General features: G+C 54.9%; 15 protein-coding genes and 4 tRNA genes. All 19 read left to right on the plus strand.

What is annotated here, in order from left to right; all coding sequences use genetic code 11:
* Positions 1-74 precede the first annotated feature (74 nt).
* The 19 genes from birA to fusA all read left to right on the plus strand — a co-directional run bounded on the left by birA (position 75) and on the right by fusA (position 19250).
* Positions 75-1028, plus strand: a complete 954-nt coding sequence (birA, locus tag QZR14_RS07280; RefSeq protein WP_250608366.1) for a bifunctional biotin--[acetyl-CoA-carboxylase] ligase/biotin operon repressor BirA — start codon at positions 75-77, stop codon at positions 1026-1028.
* Complete coding sequence (locus QZR14_RS07285) at positions 1018-1770, plus strand: pantothenate kinase (RefSeq protein ID WP_250608364.1); 753 nt, start codon at positions 1018-1020, stop codon at positions 1768-1770. Before birA ends, QZR14_RS07285 begins: the two co-directional genes overlap by 11 nt.
* Positions 1771-1777: 7 nt before the next feature.
* Positions 1778-2209 (plus strand): hypothetical protein, encoded by a 432-nt coding sequence (locus tag QZR14_RS07290; RefSeq protein WP_250608362.1) that lies wholly within the window; start codon positions 1778-1780, stop codon positions 2207-2209.
* A 143-nt stretch (positions 2210-2352) separates the two neighbouring features.
* Positions 2353-2437 (plus strand) — tRNA-Tyr (locus QZR14_RS07295).
* A 25-nt stretch (positions 2438-2462) separates the two neighbouring features.
* Positions 2463-2536: transfer RNA gene (locus tag QZR14_RS07300), tRNA-Gly, on the plus strand.
* 26 nt (positions 2537-2562) lie between these two features.
* Positions 2563-2638: transfer RNA gene (locus QZR14_RS07305), tRNA-Thr, on the plus strand.
* An 85-nt stretch (positions 2639-2723) separates the two neighbouring features.
* On the plus strand, positions 2724-3917 hold the full coding sequence (gene tuf / locus QZR14_RS07310; RefSeq protein ID WP_095122212.1) for an elongation factor Tu: 1194 nt from the start codon (positions 2724-2726) through the stop codon (positions 3915-3917).
* A 53-nt stretch (positions 3918-3970) separates the two neighbouring features.
* A tRNA-Trp gene (locus tag QZR14_RS07315) sits at positions 3971-4046 on the plus strand.
* Positions 4047-4091: 45 nt separating this feature from the next.
* Positions 4092-4460, plus strand: coding sequence for a preprotein translocase subunit SecE (gene secE, locus QZR14_RS07320; protein WP_009045851.1), 369 nt, complete (start codon positions 4092-4094; stop codon positions 4458-4460).
* Positions 4461-4469: 9 nt separating this feature from the next.
* Complete coding sequence (gene nusG, locus QZR14_RS07325; RefSeq protein WP_007957598.1) at positions 4470-5003, plus strand: transcription termination/antitermination protein NusG; 534 nt, start codon at positions 4470-4472, stop codon at positions 5001-5003.
* A 117-nt stretch (positions 5004-5120) separates the two neighbouring features.
* Entirely contained in the window at positions 5121-5552 is a 432-nt protein-coding gene (rplK, locus tag QZR14_RS07330) for a 50S ribosomal protein L11 (RefSeq protein WP_003228756.1), read from the plus strand.
* Positions 5552-6247, plus strand: coding sequence for a 50S ribosomal protein L1 (rplA, locus tag QZR14_RS07335; RefSeq protein WP_003228754.1), 696 nt, complete (start codon positions 5552-5554; stop codon positions 6245-6247). The genes rplK and rplA overlap by 1 nt, the downstream gene beginning before the upstream one ends.
* A gap of 198 nt (positions 6248-6445) precedes the next feature.
* Complete coding sequence (gene rplJ / locus QZR14_RS07340; protein WP_008081912.1) at positions 6446-6946, plus strand: 50S ribosomal protein L10; 501 nt, start codon at positions 6446-6448, stop codon at positions 6944-6946.
* Between the two features lie 74 nt (positions 6947-7020).
* On the plus strand, positions 7021-7386 hold the full coding sequence (gene rplL / locus QZR14_RS07345; RefSeq protein ID WP_003228750.1) for a 50S ribosomal protein L7/L12: 366 nt from the start codon (positions 7021-7023) through the stop codon (positions 7384-7386).
* A 221-nt stretch (positions 7387-7607) separates the two neighbouring features.
* Positions 7608-11681 (plus strand): DNA-directed RNA polymerase subunit beta, encoded by a 4074-nt coding sequence (gene rpoB / locus QZR14_RS07350; protein ID WP_311996236.1) that lies wholly within the window; start codon positions 7608-7610, stop codon positions 11679-11681.
* A gap of 64 nt (positions 11682-11745) precedes the next feature.
* Positions 11746-15945, plus strand: coding sequence for a DNA-directed RNA polymerase subunit beta' (gene rpoC, locus QZR14_RS07355; RefSeq protein ID WP_025113548.1), 4200 nt, complete (start codon positions 11746-11748; stop codon positions 15943-15945).
* 216 nt (positions 15946-16161) lie between these two features.
* Positions 16162-16533, plus strand: coding sequence for a 30S ribosomal protein S12 (rpsL, locus tag QZR14_RS07360; protein WP_003186084.1), 372 nt, complete (start codon positions 16162-16164; stop codon positions 16531-16533).
* Positions 16534-16640: 107 nt separating this feature from the next.
* The gene (rpsG, locus tag QZR14_RS07365) at positions 16641-17114 is read left to right on the plus strand and encodes a 30S ribosomal protein S7 (RefSeq protein ID WP_007916467.1); all 474 of its coding nucleotides are present in this window, start codon (positions 16641-16643) and stop codon (positions 17112-17114) included.
* A 30-nt stretch (positions 17115-17144) separates the two neighbouring features.
* Entirely contained in the window at positions 17145-19250 is a 2106-nt protein-coding gene (fusA, locus tag QZR14_RS07370; RefSeq protein WP_064589462.1) for an elongation factor G, read from the plus strand.
* The last annotated feature ends 23 nt before the right edge of the window (positions 19251-19273 follow it).

Below are 19273 nucleotides of genomic sequence, written 5' to 3' on the forward strand. Positions count from 1 at the left end.
TGTATCTGCTTGATTTCTATGCAACGGCCCGGGGCATAGCTATCATTCGGGCCTCATTGTGAGGCGAGATCTGCATGCAGACGTTGTTGAACCTCCTGAAAGATGGTCGATTCCATTCTGGTCAGGATCTGGGTGCCGCCCTGGGAATAAGTCGAAGTGCGGTGTGGAAGCAGCTTCAGCATCTGGAGGCTGAGCTTGGCTTGTCCATCCATAAAGTTCGAGGGCGGGGCTATCAATTGGCTGCGCCATTGACGCTGCTCGACTCTCGGACATTATCAGCAATAGCGCCAGGTTGGCCGGTTACTGTCCTGGATTCTGTCGACTCCACAAATGCTGAAGCCTTGCGTGCGATTGGTCAGGGTAATTTGGCGCCCTTTTTAGTGCTCGCGGAGCGGCAAGTCTCTGGGCGGGGGCGACGGGGTCGTAAATGGGTGAGTCCGTTTGCAGAGAATCTCTATTACAGCCTTGTCCTTCGCATCGATGGCGGAATGCGCCAGCTCGAAGGCTTGAGTCTTGTTGTGGGGCTGGCTGTCTTGCAGGCTCTGAGGAATTTTGGAGTGCCGGGTGCGGGATTGAAGTGGCCTAACGATGTCTTGGTGGGTAACAAGAAAATTGCCGGCATTCTTCTTGAGCTCGTCGGAGATCCGGCAGACGTTTGTCATGTCGTACTGGGAATCGGCGTTAACGTGAACATGCAGCAGGCTGATGGGGTGGATCAGCAATGGACGTCGATTCGGCTTGAGTCAGGCAGATGCACTGATCGCAATATCTTGGTGGCTGAGCTTGGTAAGCAATTAAGTGCTTACATCCAGCGCCATCAGGTGGATGGATTTTCGGCTCTCCAGGCAGAATGGGAGGCGAATCATTTGTGGCAAGATCGCTCTGTGTCATTGATTGCGGGTTCCAGCCATATAAATGGTGTTGTGCTCGGAATCGACAGTCAGGGTGCACTACGCCTGAAGGTGGATGGCGTGGAAAAAGTCTTTAGTGGTGGTGAGCTCAGCCTGAGGTTGCGTGATGATTCTTGAGCTCGACTGTGGGAACAGTTTTATTAAATGGCGAGTACTGAAGGCTGCGCTCGGCGCTTTGTTTTCCGAAGGTGTTGTCGACTCTGATCTTGCATTGATTGAGAGTTTGAGAGCTCTCGATGGACTTGTGCTTCGCAAGTGTCGCTTGGTCAGTGTCAGGACTGCGGAGGAGACTGGCGCATTAATCGAGGTTATCGAGCGGGAGTTTAATATTTCGGTGGTGTGTGCGAAGCCCGCTCGTGAAATGTCTGGTGTAAAAAACGGTTATGAGGACTACGAGCGTCTAGGGCTTGATCGATGGTTGGCCATGCTTGGCGGGTTTCATCTCGCATCGCGCGGCGCTTGTCTGGTTCTTGATTTCGGTACTGCAGTAACTGCCGATTTTATCGCTGCGGATGGTGAGCATCTGGGCGGTTTCATTTGTCCGGGAATGCCGTTGATGCGAAATCAGTTACGTACTCATACCCGCAAGATTCGTTATGGAGATCTGGCAGCTGAGCGCGCCCTGTCAAGTAGTGCACCGGGGCGGACCACTGTTGAGGCTGTGGAGCGTGGGTGTTCATTGATGCTGCGAGGTTTCGTTTTGACGCAGCTGGAAATAGCACGCTCCTACTGGGGGGGAGGCTTTGCAGTTTTTTTAACTGGCGGCGATGCTGAATTGGTTGCGGATGTTGCGCCCCAGGCCAGAGTCGTTCCCGACCTGGTATTTGTAGGGTTGGCTATGGCGTGTCCTTTTTCCTGAGGTTTGTATGCGTTGGTTGTTCCTGCTGCTTCTTGTTCTTAATGTTTTTTATTATTTCTGGCATCAGCAGGAGGCGCCTTTGCGGGCGAAGGATGTTACGCCTCTCAGTTTGTATCGAGGTTCCCAGCAGGACATTCGCTTGCTTAGTGAAATGACCGGTGATGTTAAGGAGGGGCGCGATACCGGGCGCGAGGAATGCCTGTTTCTGGGAGGGCTTACCCAGCAGGATTCAATGACTGCTCTGCGCAAGCGCTTGGTTGAGATGGGAGTGGATGTGCAATCTTCGTCAAAGGATGCTTCCGGGGCTGGCTATTGGTTGTCTGTCGCGCCTCAGAGCCCGCGTTTGCTAGGGGATGCTCAGTTGCAAAACCTTTCCAAGGAATTCAATGAGTTAAAACATAAAATAATGCTGTGTGAGGGGGTTGCACCTGCTGAATAGTTTGCATAGAATGGCGCCCGCTCCACAGCGAAGACCTAAACAGGAAATCAAAGTGGGGTGATGTCAACGCAGCTAACCTCAGGTTTTTAAATGAGAAAATGCTTGACAGGGGCTTGGCATGGTATAGAATGCCGGCCTGATTAGGAGGGGTTCCCGAGCGGCCAAAGGGATCAGACTGTAAATCTGACGTCTACGACTTCGAAGGTTCGAATCCTTCTCCCTCCACCAGATTTAAGCGTGAGCTGCAGGCTCCGCGGGTATAGTTTAGTGGTAGAACCTCAGCCTTCCAAGCTGATGATGCGGGTTCGATTCCCGCTACCCGCTCCAAGTTTGCAGGTTGTGCAAAGTGTTTTGCTCTTGTAGCTCAGTTGGTAGAGCACACCCTTGGTAAGGGTGAGGTCAGCGGTTCAAATCCGCTCAAGAGCTCCATATAACAAGGCAGATATGAAAATATCTGCCTTTGTTTTAATGGTTGATATTGTTTGTCTAATTTCTTCTGTAGAGGGTGATATCGATGGCTAAGGAAAAATTTGATCGTTCCCTGCCCCACGTCAACGTTGGGACCATTGGTCACGTTGACCACGGTAAAACCACTCTGACCGCTGCTCTGACTCGCGTATGCTCCGAAGTTTTCGGTTCGGCCGTAGTTGAATTCGACAAGATCGACAGCGCTCCAGAAGAAAAAGCTCGCGGTATTACCATCAATACCGCGCACGTTGAGTACAACTCGCTGATCCGTCACTACGCTCACGTTGACTGCCCAGGTCACGCTGACTACGTGAAGAATATGATCACCGGTGCTGCTCAGATGGACGGCGCTATCCTGGTTTGCTCGGCCGCTGATGGTCCGATGCCGCAAACCCGTGAGCACATCCTGCTGTCCCGTCAGGTAGGTGTTCCGTACATCGTGGTTTTCCTGAACAAGGCTGACCTGGTAGACGACGCTGAGCTGTTGGAATTGGTTGAGATGGAAGTTCGCGACCTGCTGTCCACCTACGACTTCCCGGGCGATGACACTCCAATCATCATCGGTTCGGCTCGTATGGCTCTGGAAGGCAAAGACGACAACGAGATGGGCACCACTGCCGTCAAGAAACTGGTAGAGACTCTGGATAGCTACATCCCAGAACCAGTTCGTATGATCGACAAGCCGTTCCTGATGCCAATCGAAGACGTATTCTCGATCTCGGGTCGCGGTACTGTTGTGACTGGTCGTATCGAGCGCGGTATCGTTCGCGTTCAGGATCCGCTTGAAATCGTTGGTCTGCGTGACACCACCGTTACTACTTGCACCGGTGTTGAAATGTTCCGCAAGCTGCTCGACGAAGGTCGTGCTGGCGAGAACTGCGGCGTTCTGCTGCGTGGTACCAAGCGTGACGACGTTGAGCGTGGTCAGGTTCTGGTTAAGCCGGGTTCGGTTAAGCCACACACCAAGTTCACCGCAGAGGTTTACGTTCTGAGCAAGGAAGAAGGCGGTCGTCACACTCCGTTCTTCAAAGGCTACCGTCCACAGTTCTACTTCCGTACTACTGACGTGACTGGTAACTGCGAGCTGCCAGAAGGCGTTGAAATGGTAATGCCAGGTGACAACATTCAGATGACTGTTACCTTGATCAAAACCATCGCGATGGAAGACGGTCTGCGTTTCGCTATCCGTGAGGGCGGTCGTACCGTCGGCGCTGGCGTCGTAGCCAAAATCATCGAGTAAGTAGTTGTAATGTATTTTTCGGGCCGGCATAATGGTCGGCCTGATTTTGTTTTAGGTCAGTAGCTCAATTGGCAGAGCGACGGTCTCCAAAACCGTAGGTTGGGGGTTCGATTCCCTCCTGACCTGCCAGATTCACTCGGTGTGTCTGGCTTTCTTTTCACAGGATCTTCATAGATGACTCCTAAAGCTGAAGCTCAAGGCTCTCGCTTCGATCTGCTCAAGTGGCTTGTAGTTGTCGCTTTGGTGGTTGTTGGCGTTGTTGGCAATCAGTATTACTCTGCTTCGCCGATCCTGTACCGTGTACTCGCTTTACTTGCCATTGCTGCTGTAGCTGCCTTTGTAGGCCTGCAGACTGCGAAGGGCAAGTCTTTCTTTGTACTGGTTAAGGAAGCTCGCACCGAGATTCGTAAAGTCGTTTGGCCAACTCGCCAAGAAACCACGCAGACCACCCTTATTGTGGTGGCTGTTGTTCTGGTTATGGCGTTGCTGTTGTGGGGGCTTGATTCCCTGCTCGGCTGGCTTGTTTCCTTGATTGTCGGCTAAGGGTGTCCCGTGGCTAAGCGTTGGTATGTTGTGCATGCTTACTCGGGTTACGAGAAGCATGTGATGCGCTCGCTGATCGAGCGCGTAAAGCTGGCTGGCATGGAAGATGGCTTTGGCGAGATTCTGGTTCCCACTGAAGAAGTGGTTGAAATGCGTAATGGCCAGAAGCGCAAAAGCGAACGCAAGTTCTTTCCAGGCTATGTGCTGGTTCAGATGGATATGAATGAGGGTACTTGGCACTTGGTCAAGGATACTCCTCGGGTGATGGGTTTTATCGGCGGTACTGCTGATAAGCCTGCCCCAATCACCGATAAAGAGGCGGAAGCAATTCTGCGTCGTGTTGCTGATGGTAGCGACAAGCCTAAGCCGAAGACTCTGTTCGAGCCAGGTGAAACGGTGCGAGTCAATGACGGTCCATTTGCTGATTTCAATGGCGTTGTTGAAGAAGTTAACTACGAAAAGAGCCGGATCCAAGTGGCGGTGCTCATTTTCGGTCGCTCTACTCCGGTAGAGTTGGAGTTCAGTCAGGTCGAAAAGGTCTAACTGAACAAGCATCCCAACCCCGCAGCCCTAGGCTGTGGGGTTTTGTCGTCACTGGGATAAACGCGCAAGTAACCGGGGAGCCTTTCGAGGCGTTCGAACCCGTAATTGGAGTGCCTCATGGCCAAGAAAATTACCGCTTACATCAAGCTGCAAGTGAAGGCCGCTCAGGCTAACCCAAGTCCACCTGTTGGTCCTGCTCTGGGTCAGCACGGCGTGAACATCATGGAATTCTGCAAGGCTTTCAACGCCCGTACTCAGGGTCTTGAAGCAGGTCTGCCGACTCCAGTGATCATCACTGTCTATAGCGACCGTAGCTTCACTTTCGAAACCAAATCCACCCCTGCTTCGGTTCTGCTGAAGAAAGCGGCCGGTCTGACCAGCGGTTCCGCTCGTCCGAACACCGTTAAGGTTGGCACTGTTACCCGTGCTCAGCTGGAAGAAATCGCGAAAACCAAAAACGCGGATCTGACTGCAGCTGATATGGATGCAGCCGTGCGTACTATCGCCGGTTCTGCTCGTAGCATGGGCCTTAACGTGGAGGGTGTGTAATGGCTAAGCTGACCAAGCGTCAAAAGGCTATCGCCGGCAAAATCGAAGCAGGCAAGGCCTACAACATTGTAGACGCTGCTGCTCTGCTGGCTGAGCTGTCGACTGTCAAGTTCAGCGAGTCGTTCGACGTTGCTGTAAACCTGGGTGTTGACCCGCGTAAATCCGACCAGGTCGTTCGTAGCGCTACTGTGCTGCCACACGGCACTGGCAAGACCGTTCGCGTTGCTGTGTTCACCCAGGGTCCAGCTGCTGAAGCCGCTCTGGCTGCCGGCGCTGACCGTGTAGGTATGGACGACCTGGCTGCCGAAATGAAAGGCGGCGACCTGAACTATGACGTGGTTATCGCATCCCCGGATGCAATGCGCGTTGTAGGTCAACTGGGTCAGATCCTCGGTCCACGTGGCCTGATGCCTAACCCTAAGGTTGGTACCGTAACTCCGGACGTAGCTACCGCGGTTAAGAACGCCAAAGCTGGTCAGGTTCGTTATCGCACCGACAAAAACGGCATCATCCACACTTCCGTTGGCAAGATCGGCTTCGATGCCGTCAAGCTGAAGGAAAACGTTGAAGCCCTGATCGCTGATCTGAAGCGCATCAAACCAGCTTCTTCGAAAGGTATCTACGTCAAGCGCGTTACCCTGAGCACCACTATGGGCCCAGGTCTGGTTATCGATCAGAGCTCGCTCGACGCGTAAGACAAAGGTTGGCGCGACGGTTCGCGCCAATTGAAAGATTGGGGTCCCTGCCTGGCGGGGGCTATCCAAGACCGTAGGCGACGCAAGTCTTAAACCATAAGCCTACGCAGATGGTGCTCCCGGTTCCTTACCGAATCAGACACCAAAACGACATTCGGTTCCGATCGAATGAAACGGTAACAAGCAGGAGTTAAACCCGTGGCAATTAATCTCGAAGACAAGAAGGCCATCGTCGCTGAAGTCAACGAGGCTGCCAAAGTCGCTCTGTCCGCTGTCGTGGTTGATGCACGTGGCGTAACAGTAGGCGCAATGACCGGACTCCGTAAAGAGGCTCGTGAAGCTGGCGTTTACGTACGTGTTGTACGTAACACCCTGCTCAAGCGCGCTGTTGCTGACACTCAATACAGTGTCCTCAACGACGTGTTCACCGGCCCGACCCTGATTGCATTCTCGAACGAACATCCGGGCGCTGCTGCCCGTATCTTCAAAGAGTTTGCCAAGGGTCAGGACAAGTTCGAGATCAAGGCAGCTGCGTTCGAGGGCAAGTTCCTCGCAGCTAATCAGATCGACGTACTGGCAACTCTGCCGACCCGTGACGAAGCAATTTCTCAGCTGATGAGCGTGATTCAAGGCGCTACCAGCAAATTGGCTCGTACTCTGGCGGCAATTCGCGACCAGAAAGAAGCTGCCGCAGCCTAAGGCTCGTCAACTTCTCGCGTTTTTTGTTTATTTCGATGGTCGCGTAGGCCGTCCCCCAATTCAGGAATTGAGTCATGTCTCTGACTAACGAACAAATCATCGAAGCAATCGGCCAGAAATCCGTAGTGGAAATCGTTGAGCTGATCAAAGCGATGGAAGAAACCTTCGGTGTTACCGCTGCTGCTGCTTCGGCTGGTCCAGCTGCTGCTGCCGCTGTTGTTGAAGAGCAAACCGAGTTCAACGTTGTTCTGCTGGAAGCTGGCGAGAAGAAGGTTAACGTGATCAAGGCAGTTCGTGAACTGACCGGTCTGGGCCTGAAAGAAGCCAAAGAGAAAGTAGACGGCGCTCCTCAGGTTGTAGCTGAAGGCGTTTCGAAAGAAGCTGCTGAAGACGCTAAGAAGAAGCTGGAAGAAGCAGGCGCTAAAGTCGAACTGAAATAAGTATCGACTTTGCTCCTCCAGCCCGAGCGTCAAGCGACAGGCTGATGGCTGGTGGCTCTTGCCACCGGCCTTTTTCCGTTATTGGCAGCCGACTGGGTCGGTGCTGATAAGGGCGCTGTAACCACCCGATGCGGTGGAGCAAACCATGGGGTTTGCACGATTTTCTGGCTGCTCCCGTCGGGAGGGGCCAAACAAGCAGGTGACCAAGCTGGGGAACGCTGATGGCTTACTCATATACTGAGAAAAAACGTATCCGCAAGGACTTTAGCAAGTTGCCGGACGTCATGGATGTGCCGTACCTCCTGGCCATCCAGCTGGATTCGTATCGTGAATTCTTGCAAGCGGGAGCGACTAAAGATCAGTTCCGCGACGTGGGCCTGCATGCGGCCTTCAAATCCGTTTTCCCGATCATCAGCTACTCCGGCAATGCTGCGCTGGAGTACGTCGGTTATCGCTTGGGCGAACCGGCATTTGATGTCAAAGAATGCGTATTGCGCGGTGTAACTTTCGCCGTACCTTTGCGGGTTAAAGTGCGCCTGATCATTTTCGACAAAGAATCGTCGAACAAAGCGATCAAGGACATCAAAGAGCAAGAAGTCTACATGGGTGAAATCCCCCTGATGACTGAGAACGGTACCTTCGTAATCAACGGTACCGAGCGTGTAATCGTTTCCCAGCTGCACCGTTCCCCGGGCGTGTTCTTTGACCACGACCGCGGCAAGACGCATAGCTCCGGCAAACTGCTGTACTCCGCGCGCATTATTCCTTACCGCGGTTCGTGGCTGGACTTCGAGTTCGACCCGAAAGACTGCGTATTCGTGCGTATCGACCGTCGTCGCAAGCTGCCGGCATCGGTACTGCTGCGCGCGCTCGGCTATACCACTGAAGAAGTGCTGGACGCGTTCTACACCACCAACGTCTTCCACCTGAGCGGCGAAACCCTCAGCCTGGAACTGGTGCCATCGCGCCTGCGTGGTGAAATCGCGGTTCTGGACATTCAGGACGAGAAGGGCAAGGTCATTGTTGAAGCGGGCCGCCGTATTACCGCGCGCCACATCAACCAGATCGAAAAAGCCGGTATCAAGACCCTGGAAGTGCCTCTGGACTACGTTCTGGGTCGCACCACCGCCAAGGTCATCGTGCACCCGGCTACCGGCGAAATCCTGGCAGAGTGCAACACCGAGCTGAACACCGAAGTCCTGGCAAAAATTGCCAAGGCCGGCGTTGTTCGCATCGAAACTCTGTACACCAACGATATCGACTGCGGTCCGTTCGTCTCCGACACCCTGAAGATCGACTCCACCAGCAACCAATTGGAAGCGCTGGTCGAGATCTATCGCATGATGCGTCCAGGCGAGCCGCCGACCAAAGACGCTGCCGAAACCCTGTTCAACAACCTGTTCTTCAGCCCTGAGCGTTATGACCTGTCTGCGGTCGGCCGGATGAAGTTCAACCGTCGTATCGGTCGTACCGAGATCGAAGGTTCGGGCGTGCTGTGCAAGGAAGACATCGTCGCGGTACTGAAGACTCTGGTCGACATCCGTAACGGTAAAGGCATCGTCGATGACATCGACCACCTGGGTAACCGTCGTGTTCGCTGCGTAGGTGAAATGGCCGAGAACCAGTTCCGCGTTGGCCTGGTACGCGTTGAGCGTGCGGTCAAAGAGCGTCTGTCGATGGCTGAAAGCGAAGGCCTGATGCCGCAAGACCTGATCAACGCCAAGCCAGTGGCTGCGGCGGTGAAAGAGTTCTTCGGTTCCAGCCAGCTCTCGCAGTTCATGGACCAGAACAACCCGCTGTCCGAGATCACCCACAAGCGTCGTGTCTCTGCACTCGGCCCTGGCGGTCTGACTCGTGAGCGCGCAGGCTTTGAAGTTCGTGACGTACACCCGACTCACTACGGCCGTGTATGCCCGATTGAAACGCCGGAAGGTCCGAACATCGGTCTGATCAACTCCCTGGCAGCTTACGCTCGCACCAACCAGTATGGCTTCCTGGAAAGTCCGTACCGCGTTGTGAAAGAGGGTGTGGTTACCGACGAGATCGTGTTCCTGTCCGCTATTGAAGAAGCCGATCACGTGATCGCGCAGGCTTCGGCGACCATGAACGACCAGAAAGTCCTGATCGACGAACTGGTAGCCGTACGTCACCTGAACGAATTCACCGTTAAGGCGCCAGAAGAAGTCACCTTGATGGACGTCTCGCCGAAGCAGGTAGTTTCGGTCGCAGCGTCGCTGATTCCGTTCCTCGAGCACGACGACGCCAACCGTGCGTTGATGGGTTCGAACATGCAGCGTCAAGCTGTACCAACCCTGCGCGCTGACAAGCCGCTGGTAGGTACCGGCATGGAGCGTAACGTAGCCCGTGACTCCGGCGTTTGCGTCGTGGCTCGTCGTGGCGGCGTGATCGATTCCGTCGACGCCAGCCGTATCGTGGTTCGTGTTGCTGATGACGAAGTTGAAACCGGCGAAGCGGGTGTCGACATCTACAACCTGACCAAATACACCCGCTCGAACCAGAACACCTGCATCAACCAGCGTCCGCTGGTGAGCAAGGGTGATCGCGTTCAGCGTAGCGACATCATGGCCGACGGCCCGTCCACCGACATGGGTGAACTGGCGCTGGGTCAGAACATGCGCATCGCGTTCATGGCATGGAACGGCTTCAACTTCGAAGACTCCATCTGCCTGTCCGAGCGTGTGGTTCAGGAAGACCGTTTCACCACGATCCACATTCAGGAACTGACCTGTGTGGCCCGTGACACCAAGCTTGGCCCAGAGGAAATCACTGCGGACATCCCTAACGTGGGTGAAGCTGCACTGAACAAGCTGGACGAAGCCGGTATCGTTTATGTAGGTGCTGAAGTTGGCGCAGGCGACATCCTGGTGGGCAAGGTCACTCCGAAAGGCGAGACCCAGCTGACTCCGGAAGAAAAACTGCTGCGTGCAATCTTCGGTGAAAAAGCCAGCGACGTTAAAGACACCTCCCTGCGTGTACCTACCGGTACCAAAGGTACTGTCATCGACGTACAGGTCTTCACTCGCGACGGCGTTGAGCGTGATGCTCGTGCTCTGTCGATCGAGAAGTCCCAGCTGGACGAGATCCGCAAGGATCTGAACGAAGAGTTCCGTATCGTTGAAGGCGCTACTTTCGAACGTCTGCGTTCCGCTCTGGTAGGCCACAAGGCTGAAGGCGGCGCCGGTCTGAAGAAAGGTCAGGAAATCACCGACGAAGTTCTCGACGGTCTTGAGCATGGTCAGTGGTTCAAGCTGCGCATGGCTGAAGATGCTCTGAACGAGCAGCTCGAGAAGGCTCAGGCTTACATCGTTGATCGCCGCCGTCTGCTGGACGATAAGTTCGAAGACAAGAAGCGCAAACTGCAGCAGGGCGATGACCTGGCTCCAGGCGTGCTGAAAATCGTCAAGGTTTACCTGGCAATCCGTCGCCGCATCCAGCCGGGCGACAAGATGGCCGGTCGTCACGGTAACAAAGGTGTGGTCTCCGTGATCATGCCGGTTGAAGACATGCCGCACGATGCCAATGGCACCCCGGTCGACGTGGTCCTCAACCCGCTGGGCGTACCTTCGCGTATGAACGTTGGTCAGATCCTTGAAACCCACTTGGGCCTCGCGGCCAAAGGTCTGGGCGAGAAGATCAACCGGATGGTCGAAGAGCAGCGTAAAGTCGCTGAACTGCGCACCTTCCTGGACGAGATCTACAACCAGATCGGCGGTCGTAACGAAGATCTGGACAGCTTCTCCGATCAGGAAATCCTGGATCTGGCGAAGAACCTGCGTGGCGGTGTTCCAATGGCCACCCCAGTGTTCGACGGCGCCAAGGAAAGCGAAATCAAGGCCATGCTGAAACTGGCAGACCTGCCGGAAAGCGGCCAGATGCAGCTGACTGACGGCCGTACCGGCAACAAGTTCGAGCGTCCAGTTACCGTTGGCTACATGTACATGCTGAAGCTGAACCACTTGGTAGACGACAAGATGCACGCGCGTTCTACCGGTTCGTACAGCCTGGTTACCCAGCAGCCGCTGGGTGGTAAGGCGCAGTTCGGTGGTCAGCGTTTCGGGGAGATGGAGGTCTGGGCACTGGAAGCATACGGTGCTGCTTACACTCTGCAAGAAATGCTCACAGTGAAGTCGGACGATGTGAACGGCCGTACCAAGATGTACAAAAACATCGTGGATGGCGATCACCGTATGGAGCCGGGCATGCCCGAGTCCTTCAACGTGTTGATCAAGGAAATTCGTTCCCTCGGCATCGATATCGATCTGGAAACCGAATAACACGTGACGCGAATCGAGAGCGGGGCAGGATTGCCCGCTCTCTGCTCCGCCAGGAGGAAAGGCCTTGAAAGACCTACTGAATTTGCTGAAAAACCAGGGTCAAGTCGAAGAGTTCGACGCCATCCGTATCGGATTGGCCTCGCCTGAGATGATCCGCTCATGGTCGTTCGGTGAAGTTAAAAAGCCGGAAACCATCAACTACCGTACGTTCAAACCTGAGCGTGACGGCCTGTTCTGCGCCAAGATCTTTGGCCCGGTAAAGGATTACGAGTGCCTGTGCGGTAAGTACAAGCGCTTGAAGCACCGTGGTGTGATCTGCGAGAAGTGCGGCGTTGAAGTTGCACTGGCCAAGGTTCGTCGTGAGCGCATGGCGCACATCGAACTGGCTTCGCCGGTTGCCCACATCTGGTTCCTGAAATCGCTGCCGTCCCGTATCGGCTTGCTGATGGACATGACCCTGCGTGATATCGAGCGCGTTCTCTACTTCGAGAGCTACGTCGTTATCGATCCAGGCATGACCACCCTTGAAAAAGGTCAGCTTCTGAACGACGAGCAGTACTTCGAAGCGCTGGAAGAGTTCGGTGACGACTTCGACGCCCGCATGGGTGCAGAAGCTGTCCGTGAACTGCTGCACGCTATCGACCTGGAACACGAGATTGGCCGTCTGCGTGAAGAAATTCCGCAAACCAACTCCGAAACCAAGATCAAGAAGCTGTCCAAGCGTCTGAAGTTGATGGAAGCCTTCCAGGGTTCCGGCAACCTGCCAGAGTGGATGGTGCTGACCGTTCTGCCGGTTCTGCCGCCAGACCTGCGTCCACTGGTCCCGCTGGACGGCGGTCGTTTCGCGACTTCCGACCTCAACGATCTGTATCGTCGAGTGATCAACCGTAACAACCGTTTGAAGCGCCTGCTGGATCTGTCCGCTCCGGACATCATCGTGCGCAACGAAAAGCGTATGTTGCAGGAAGCTGTCGATGCTCTGCTCGACAACGGTCGTCGTGGCCGCGCTATCACCGGTTCGAACAAGCGTCCTCTGAAATCCCTGGCTGACATGATCAAGGGTAAGCAAGGTCGTTTCCGTCAGAACTTGCTCGGTAAGCGTGTTGACTACTCCGGTCGTTCGGTAATTACCGTAGGCCCGACCCTGCGTCTGCATCAGTGCGGTCTGCCGAAGAAGATGGCTCTCGAGCTGTTCAAACCGTTCATTTTCGGCAAGCTGGAAATGCGTGGTCTCGCGACCACCATCAAAGCGGCCAAGAAAATGGTCGAGCGCGAACTGCCAGAGGTTTGGGACGTTCTCGCTGAAGTGATTCGCGAACACCCGGTTCTTCTCAACCGTGCACCGACCCTTCACCGTTTGGGTATCCAGGCGTTTGAACCGGTACTGATCGAAGGTAAGGCTATCCAGCTGCACCCTCTGGTCTGCGCCGCGTACAACGCCGACTTCGACGGCGACCAAATGGCCGTGCACGTACCGCTGACGCTGGAAGCCCAGCTCGAAGCGCGTGCGTTGATGATGTCGACCAACAACATTCTGTCGCCAGCCAACGGTGAGCCAATCATCGTTCCGTCGCAGGACGTTGTATTGGGTCTGTACTACATGACTCGTGAAGCGATCAACGCCAAAGGCGAAGGTCGTGTATTCGCGGATCTGCAGGAAGTTGACCGTGTGTTCCGTGCCGGCGAAGCCGCACTGCACGCCAAGGTTAAAGTACGTATCAACGAAACCGTCAACGACCGTGACGGCAACAGCGTGAGCGGTACCCGTATCGTCGACACCACTGTCGGCCGTGCGCTGCTGTTCCAGGTTGTGCCAAAAGGTCTGTCGTACGACGTCGTCAACCTGCCGATGAAGAAAAAGGCGATCTCCAAGCTGATCAACCAGTGCTACCGCGTGGTTGGTTTGAAAGAGACCGTGATCTTCGCTGACCAGTTGATGTACACCGGTTTTGCTTACTCGACCATCTCCGGCGTTTCCATCGGTGTTAACGACTTCGTTATCCCCGATGAAAAAGCCCGCATCATCGGTGCTGCCACCGACGAAGTGAAAGAGATCGAGAGCCAGTACGCCTCCGGCCTGGTAACGCAGGGCGAGAAGTACAACAAAGTGATCGACCTTTGGTCGAAAGCGAACGACGAAGTTTCCAAGGCAATGATGGCCAACCTCTCGAAAGAGAAGGTTATCGACCGTCATGGCGTTGAAGTCGACCAAGAGTCTTTCAACTCGATGTACATGATGGCTGACTCGGGTGCGCGGGGTTCCGCAGCACAGATTCGTCAGCTGGCCGGTATGCGTGGTCTGATGGCCAAGCCGGACGGTTCCATCATTGAAACGCCGATTACTGCGAACTTCCGTGAAGGTTTGAGCGTACTTCAGTACTTCATCTCGACTCACGGTGCTCGTAAAGGTCTGGCGGATACCGCGTTGAAAACTGCGAACTCCGGTTACCTGACTCGTCGTCTGGTAGACGTGGCGCAGGATCTGGTTGTAACCGAGATCGATTGCGGCACCGAACACGGTCTGCTGATGACTCCGCACATTGAAGGCGGTGACGTTGTAGAGCCGTTGGGTGAGCGCGTATTGGGTCGTGTTATTGCCCGTGACGTATTCAAGCCAGGCACCGAGGACGTCATCGTTCCTGCCGGTACTCTGGTAGACGAGAAGTGGGTTGAGTTCATCGAGCTGAACAGCATCGACGAAGTGATCGTGCGTTCGCCGATCAGTTGCGAAACCCGCTATGGCATTTGCGCCAAGTGCTACGGCCGTGATCTGGCTCGTGGTCACCAGGTGAACATCGGTGAAGCGGTCGGCGTTATCGCTGCCCAGTCCATCGGTGAGCCGGGTACCCAGCTGACGATGCGTACGTTCCACATCGGTGGTGCGGCAAGCCGTACTTCCGCAGCTGACAGCGTTCAGGTGAAGAACGGCGGTACCGTCCGTCTGCACAACCTGAAGCACGTTGAGCGAGTGGATGGTCACCTGGTTGCTGTGTCCCGTTCCGGTGAGCTGGCCATTGCTGATGACTTCGGTCGCGAGCGTGAGCGTTACAAGCTGCCGTACGGTGCTGTGATTTCGGTTAAAGAAGGTGACAAGGTCGACGCTGGCGCAATCGTGGCCAAGTGGGATCCGCACACTCACCCGATCGTTACCGAGATGAAAGGTACCGTGACCTACGTGGGCATGGAAGAAGGCATCACGATCAAGCGTCAGACTGACGAATTGACCGGTATGACCAACATTGAAGTACTCGACGCGAAAGATCGTCCAGCTGCCGGTAAGGAAATCCGTCCAGCAGTGAAGATGGTCGACGACAATGGCAAGGATCTGTTGCTGCCAGGCACTGACGTTATTGCTCAGTACTTCCTGCCAGCCAACGCCTTGGTCGGTGTGGCGGACGGTGCGAAGATCGCGATCGGTGATGTTATCGCGCGTATCCCGCAAGAAACTTCGAAGACCCGTGACATCACCGGTGGTCTGCCGCGTGTTGCCGACTTGTTTGAAGCCCGTCGTCCGAAAGAAGCGTCGATTCTGGCTGAAGTCAGCGGCACCATCGCGTTCGGTAAAGAGACCAAAGGCAAGCGCCGTCTGGTCATTACCCCGAACGACGGTAGCGATCCGTACGAAGAGCTGATTCCGAAGTGGCGTCACCTGAACGTGTTCGAAGGCGAACAGGTAAACCGCGGCGAAGTTATCTCCGACGGCCCAAGCGATCCGCACGACATCCTGCGTCTGCTGGGTGTGAGCGCGCTGGCGAAGTACATCGTGAACGAGATCCAGGACGTTTACCGTCTGCAAGGCGTGAAGATCAACGACAAGCACATCGAGACCATCCTGCGTCAGATGCTGCGTAAAGTTGAGATCTCCGAGTCCGGCGATTCCAGCTTCATCAAGGGCGACCAGATGGAACTGACTCACGTACTGGTAGAGAACGAGCGTCTGGGCGCGGAAGACAAGTTTGTCTCCAAGTTCACTCGCGTTCTGCTGGGTATCACCAAGGCGTCGTTGTCCACCGAATCGTTCATCTCGGCGGCTTCCTTCCAGGAAACCACCCGCGTACTGACCGAAGCGGCAGTCACCGGCAAGCGCGATTACCTGCGCGGCCTGAAAGAAAACGTCGTCGTGGGTCGTCTGATCCCGGCGGGTACCGGTCTGGCATATCACAGCGAGCGTAAGCGTCGTCGTGATGCTGACAAGCCGTTGCGCGTAAGCGCCAGTGAAGTGGAAGCTGCACTGACCGAAGCGCTGAACTCGAGCGGTAACTGAGTTCTGCGGTAAATGAGCGTAAGGCCCTGATCGCTCCGTTCATCGAATCGAGACATTTTGTCGAGGTTCGAAGGGCGGGGAGGTCGGGGCCTTGCCTTGACTGGGGGCAAGATCCTCTTTAGACTCTTGATCCCCTAAATTTGGCGGGAATTCGTTCCTGCCATTTTGCTTTTCTTGCAAGACAATAGCGTCGCAAGACAACAGTGGAGCTAGTAGATGGCAACTATCAACCAGCTGGTACGTCAGCCGCGTAAGCGTATCGTCGAGAAATCCGACGTACCTGCGCTGCAGAACTGCCCGCAACGTCGTGGCGTGTGCACCCGTGTGTACACCACTACGCCGAAAAAACCTAACTCGGCACTGCGTAAAGTATGCCGTGTGCGCCTGACCAACGGTTTCGAGGTTTCCTCGTACATCGGTGGTGAAGGTCACAACCTGCAAGAGCACAGCGTGGTACTGATCCGCGGCGGTCGTGTAAAAGACTTGCCAGGTGTTCGTTACCACACCGTTCGCGGCTCCTTGGATACTTCCGGCGTTAAAGGTCGTAACCAGGGTCGTTCGAAGTACGGTACCAAGCGTCCGAAGTAATCGGTCGCTTTGCAGATTTTCATTTTATTGAGTCGATAAGAGTAAGGTCGGGCACGCATCCACTGGATCTGTCCCGAGCTAACCTGAAGACCGCTTGAGGGCTTATCATGCCAAGACGTCGCGTAGCAGCAAAGCGTGAGATTCTGGACGATCCGAAATACGGAAGCCAGATCCTCGCCAAATTCATGAACCACGTTATGGAAAGCGGCAAGAAAGCCGTTGCCGAGCGTATCGTTTATGGTGCCCTGGAAACCGTTGCGACCCGTAAGGCTGGCACCGATCCCCTGGAACTCTTCGAAAAAGCACTCGACGCCATCGCTCCGCTGGTCGAAGTGAAGTCGCGCCGCGTTGGTGGTGCTACTTACCAGGTTCCGGTCGAGGTTCGTCCTTCCCGTCGTAACGCTCTGGCAATGCGCTGGTTGGTAGACTTCGCCCGTAAGCGTGGCGAGAAGTCTATGGCTCTGCGTTTGGCTGGCGAACTGCTGGATGCTGCTGAAGGTAAAGGTGCTGCTGTTAAGAAGCGTGAAGACGTGCACCGTATGGCTGAAGCCAACAAAGCTTTCTCGCACTACCGCTTCTAATTTTAGCTTCACTAATTTTGCGAGGGCTTTATGGCTCGTACTACTCCGATTAGCCGCTACCGTAACATCGGTATCGTCGCTCACGTGGATGCTGGTAAAACCACCACCACCGAGCGCGTCCTTTTTTACACCGGCAAAAGTCACAAAATGGGCGAGGTGCATGATGGCGCCGCGACCACAGACTGGATGGTGCAGGAGCAGGAGCGTGGTATTACCATTACTTCTGCTGCAATCACCGCCTTCTGGAAAGGTTCCGAGAAGCAGTACCCGCATGAGCATCGCTTCAACGTAATCGATACCCCGGGCCACGTAGACTTCACCATTGAAGTTGAGCGTTCCCTGCGCGTACTCGACGGCGCTGTCGTTGTGTTCTGTGGTACTTCTGGTGTTGAGCCACAGTCGGAAACCGTATGGCGTCAAGCCAACAAATACGGCGTTCCACGTCTTGTTTACGTAAACAAGATGGACCGTGCTGGTGCCAACTTCCTGCGCGTGATCGGTCAGATCAAGCAGCGTCTGGGTCACACTCCGGTGCCGATCCAGTTGGCTATCGGTTCCGAAGACAACTTCCAGGGTCAGATCGATCTGATCAACATGCAAGCTGTCTACTGGAACGACTCTGACAAAGGTATGGTCCCTGTTCGCAAGGACATTCCTGCTGAGCTCCAAGAGCTGGCGGAAGAGTGGCGCAACAACATGGTTGAAGCTGCTGCCGAAGCCAACGAAGAGCTGATGAACAAGTACCTGGAAGGCGAAGAGCTGTCGATCGAAGAGATCAAAGCTGCTTTGCGTCAGCGTACTATCGCCGGCGAAATCGTTCTGGCTGTTTGCGGTTCTTCGTTCAAGAACAAGGGCGTTCCCCTGGTTCTCGACGCCGTTATCGACTTCCTGCCTGCTCCTACCGATATTCCAGCTATCAAGGGTTCCAACCCTGATAACGAGGAAGAGGAAATGGAGCGTCACGCAAGTGATGACGAGCCGTTTGCTGCTCTGGCGTTCAAAATCGCTACCGACCCATTCGTGGGTACCTTGACCTTCGTCCGTGTTTACTCGGGCGTGTTGAACTCCGGCGACGGCGTAATCAACTCGGTTAAAGGCAAGAAAGAGCGCGTGGGTCGTATGGTGCAAATGCACGCAAACGCCCGTGAAGAGATCAAGGAAGTGCGCGCTGGTGACATCGCGGCCCTGATCGGCATGAAGGACGTCACCACTGGTGAAACCCTCTGCAACGCTGACAAGCCAATCATTCTGGTTCGCATGGACTTCCCGGAGCCGGTTATTTCGGTTGCCGTAGAGCCTAAGACCAAGGATGACCAGGAAAAAATGGGTATCGCTCTGGGCAAACTCGCTCAGGAAGACCCGTCTTTCCGCGTTAAAACTGATGAAGAGACTGGTCAAACGATCATCTCCGGCATGGGCGAGCTGCACTTGGACATCCTGGTTGACCGGATGCGCCGTGAGTTCAACGTCGAAGCCAACATCGGCAAGCCTCAGGTTTCGTATCGTGAGCGCATCACGAAGAACTGTGAAATCGAAGGCAAGTTCGTTCGTCAGTCCGGTGGTCGCGGCCAGTTCGGTCACTGCTGGATTCGTTTTGCTCCTGCTGACGAAGGTCAGGAAGGTCTGCAATTCGTGAACGAAGTTGTAGGTGGTGTGGTTCCTAAGGAATACATCCCGGCTATCCAGAAGGGTATCGAAGAGCAGATGAAGAACGGCGTTGTTGCCGGCTATCCGCTGATCGGCCTGAAGGCTACCGTGTTCGATGGTTCTTACCACGACGTCGACTCCAACGAGATGGCGTTTAAAGTGGCTGCCTCCATGGCGACCAAGCAGCTGGCCCAGAAGGGCGGTGGTGAGTTGCTTGAGCCGATCATGGCTGTAGAGGTTGTTACGCCTGAAGACTATATGGGTGATGTAATGGGCGACCTTAACCGTCGTCGCGGCATGATCCAGGGTATGGAAGACACAGTGTCCGGCAAGGTTATCCGTGCCGAAGTTCCGCTGGGTGAGATGTTCGGTTATGCGACCGACGTTCGTTCCATGTCCCAGGGTCGCGCAAGCTACTCTATGGAATTCAAAAAATACGATACGGCTCCGTCGCACATCGTCGAATCCGTAACCAAAAAACAAGGCTGATTCAGCCCCTTTAGGCTAGGAGT

This window comes from Pseudomonas sp. rhizo66, assembly GCF_031931925.1.
Taxonomy (GTDB): domain Bacteria; phylum Pseudomonadota; class Gammaproteobacteria; order Pseudomonadales; family Pseudomonadaceae; genus Aquipseudomonas.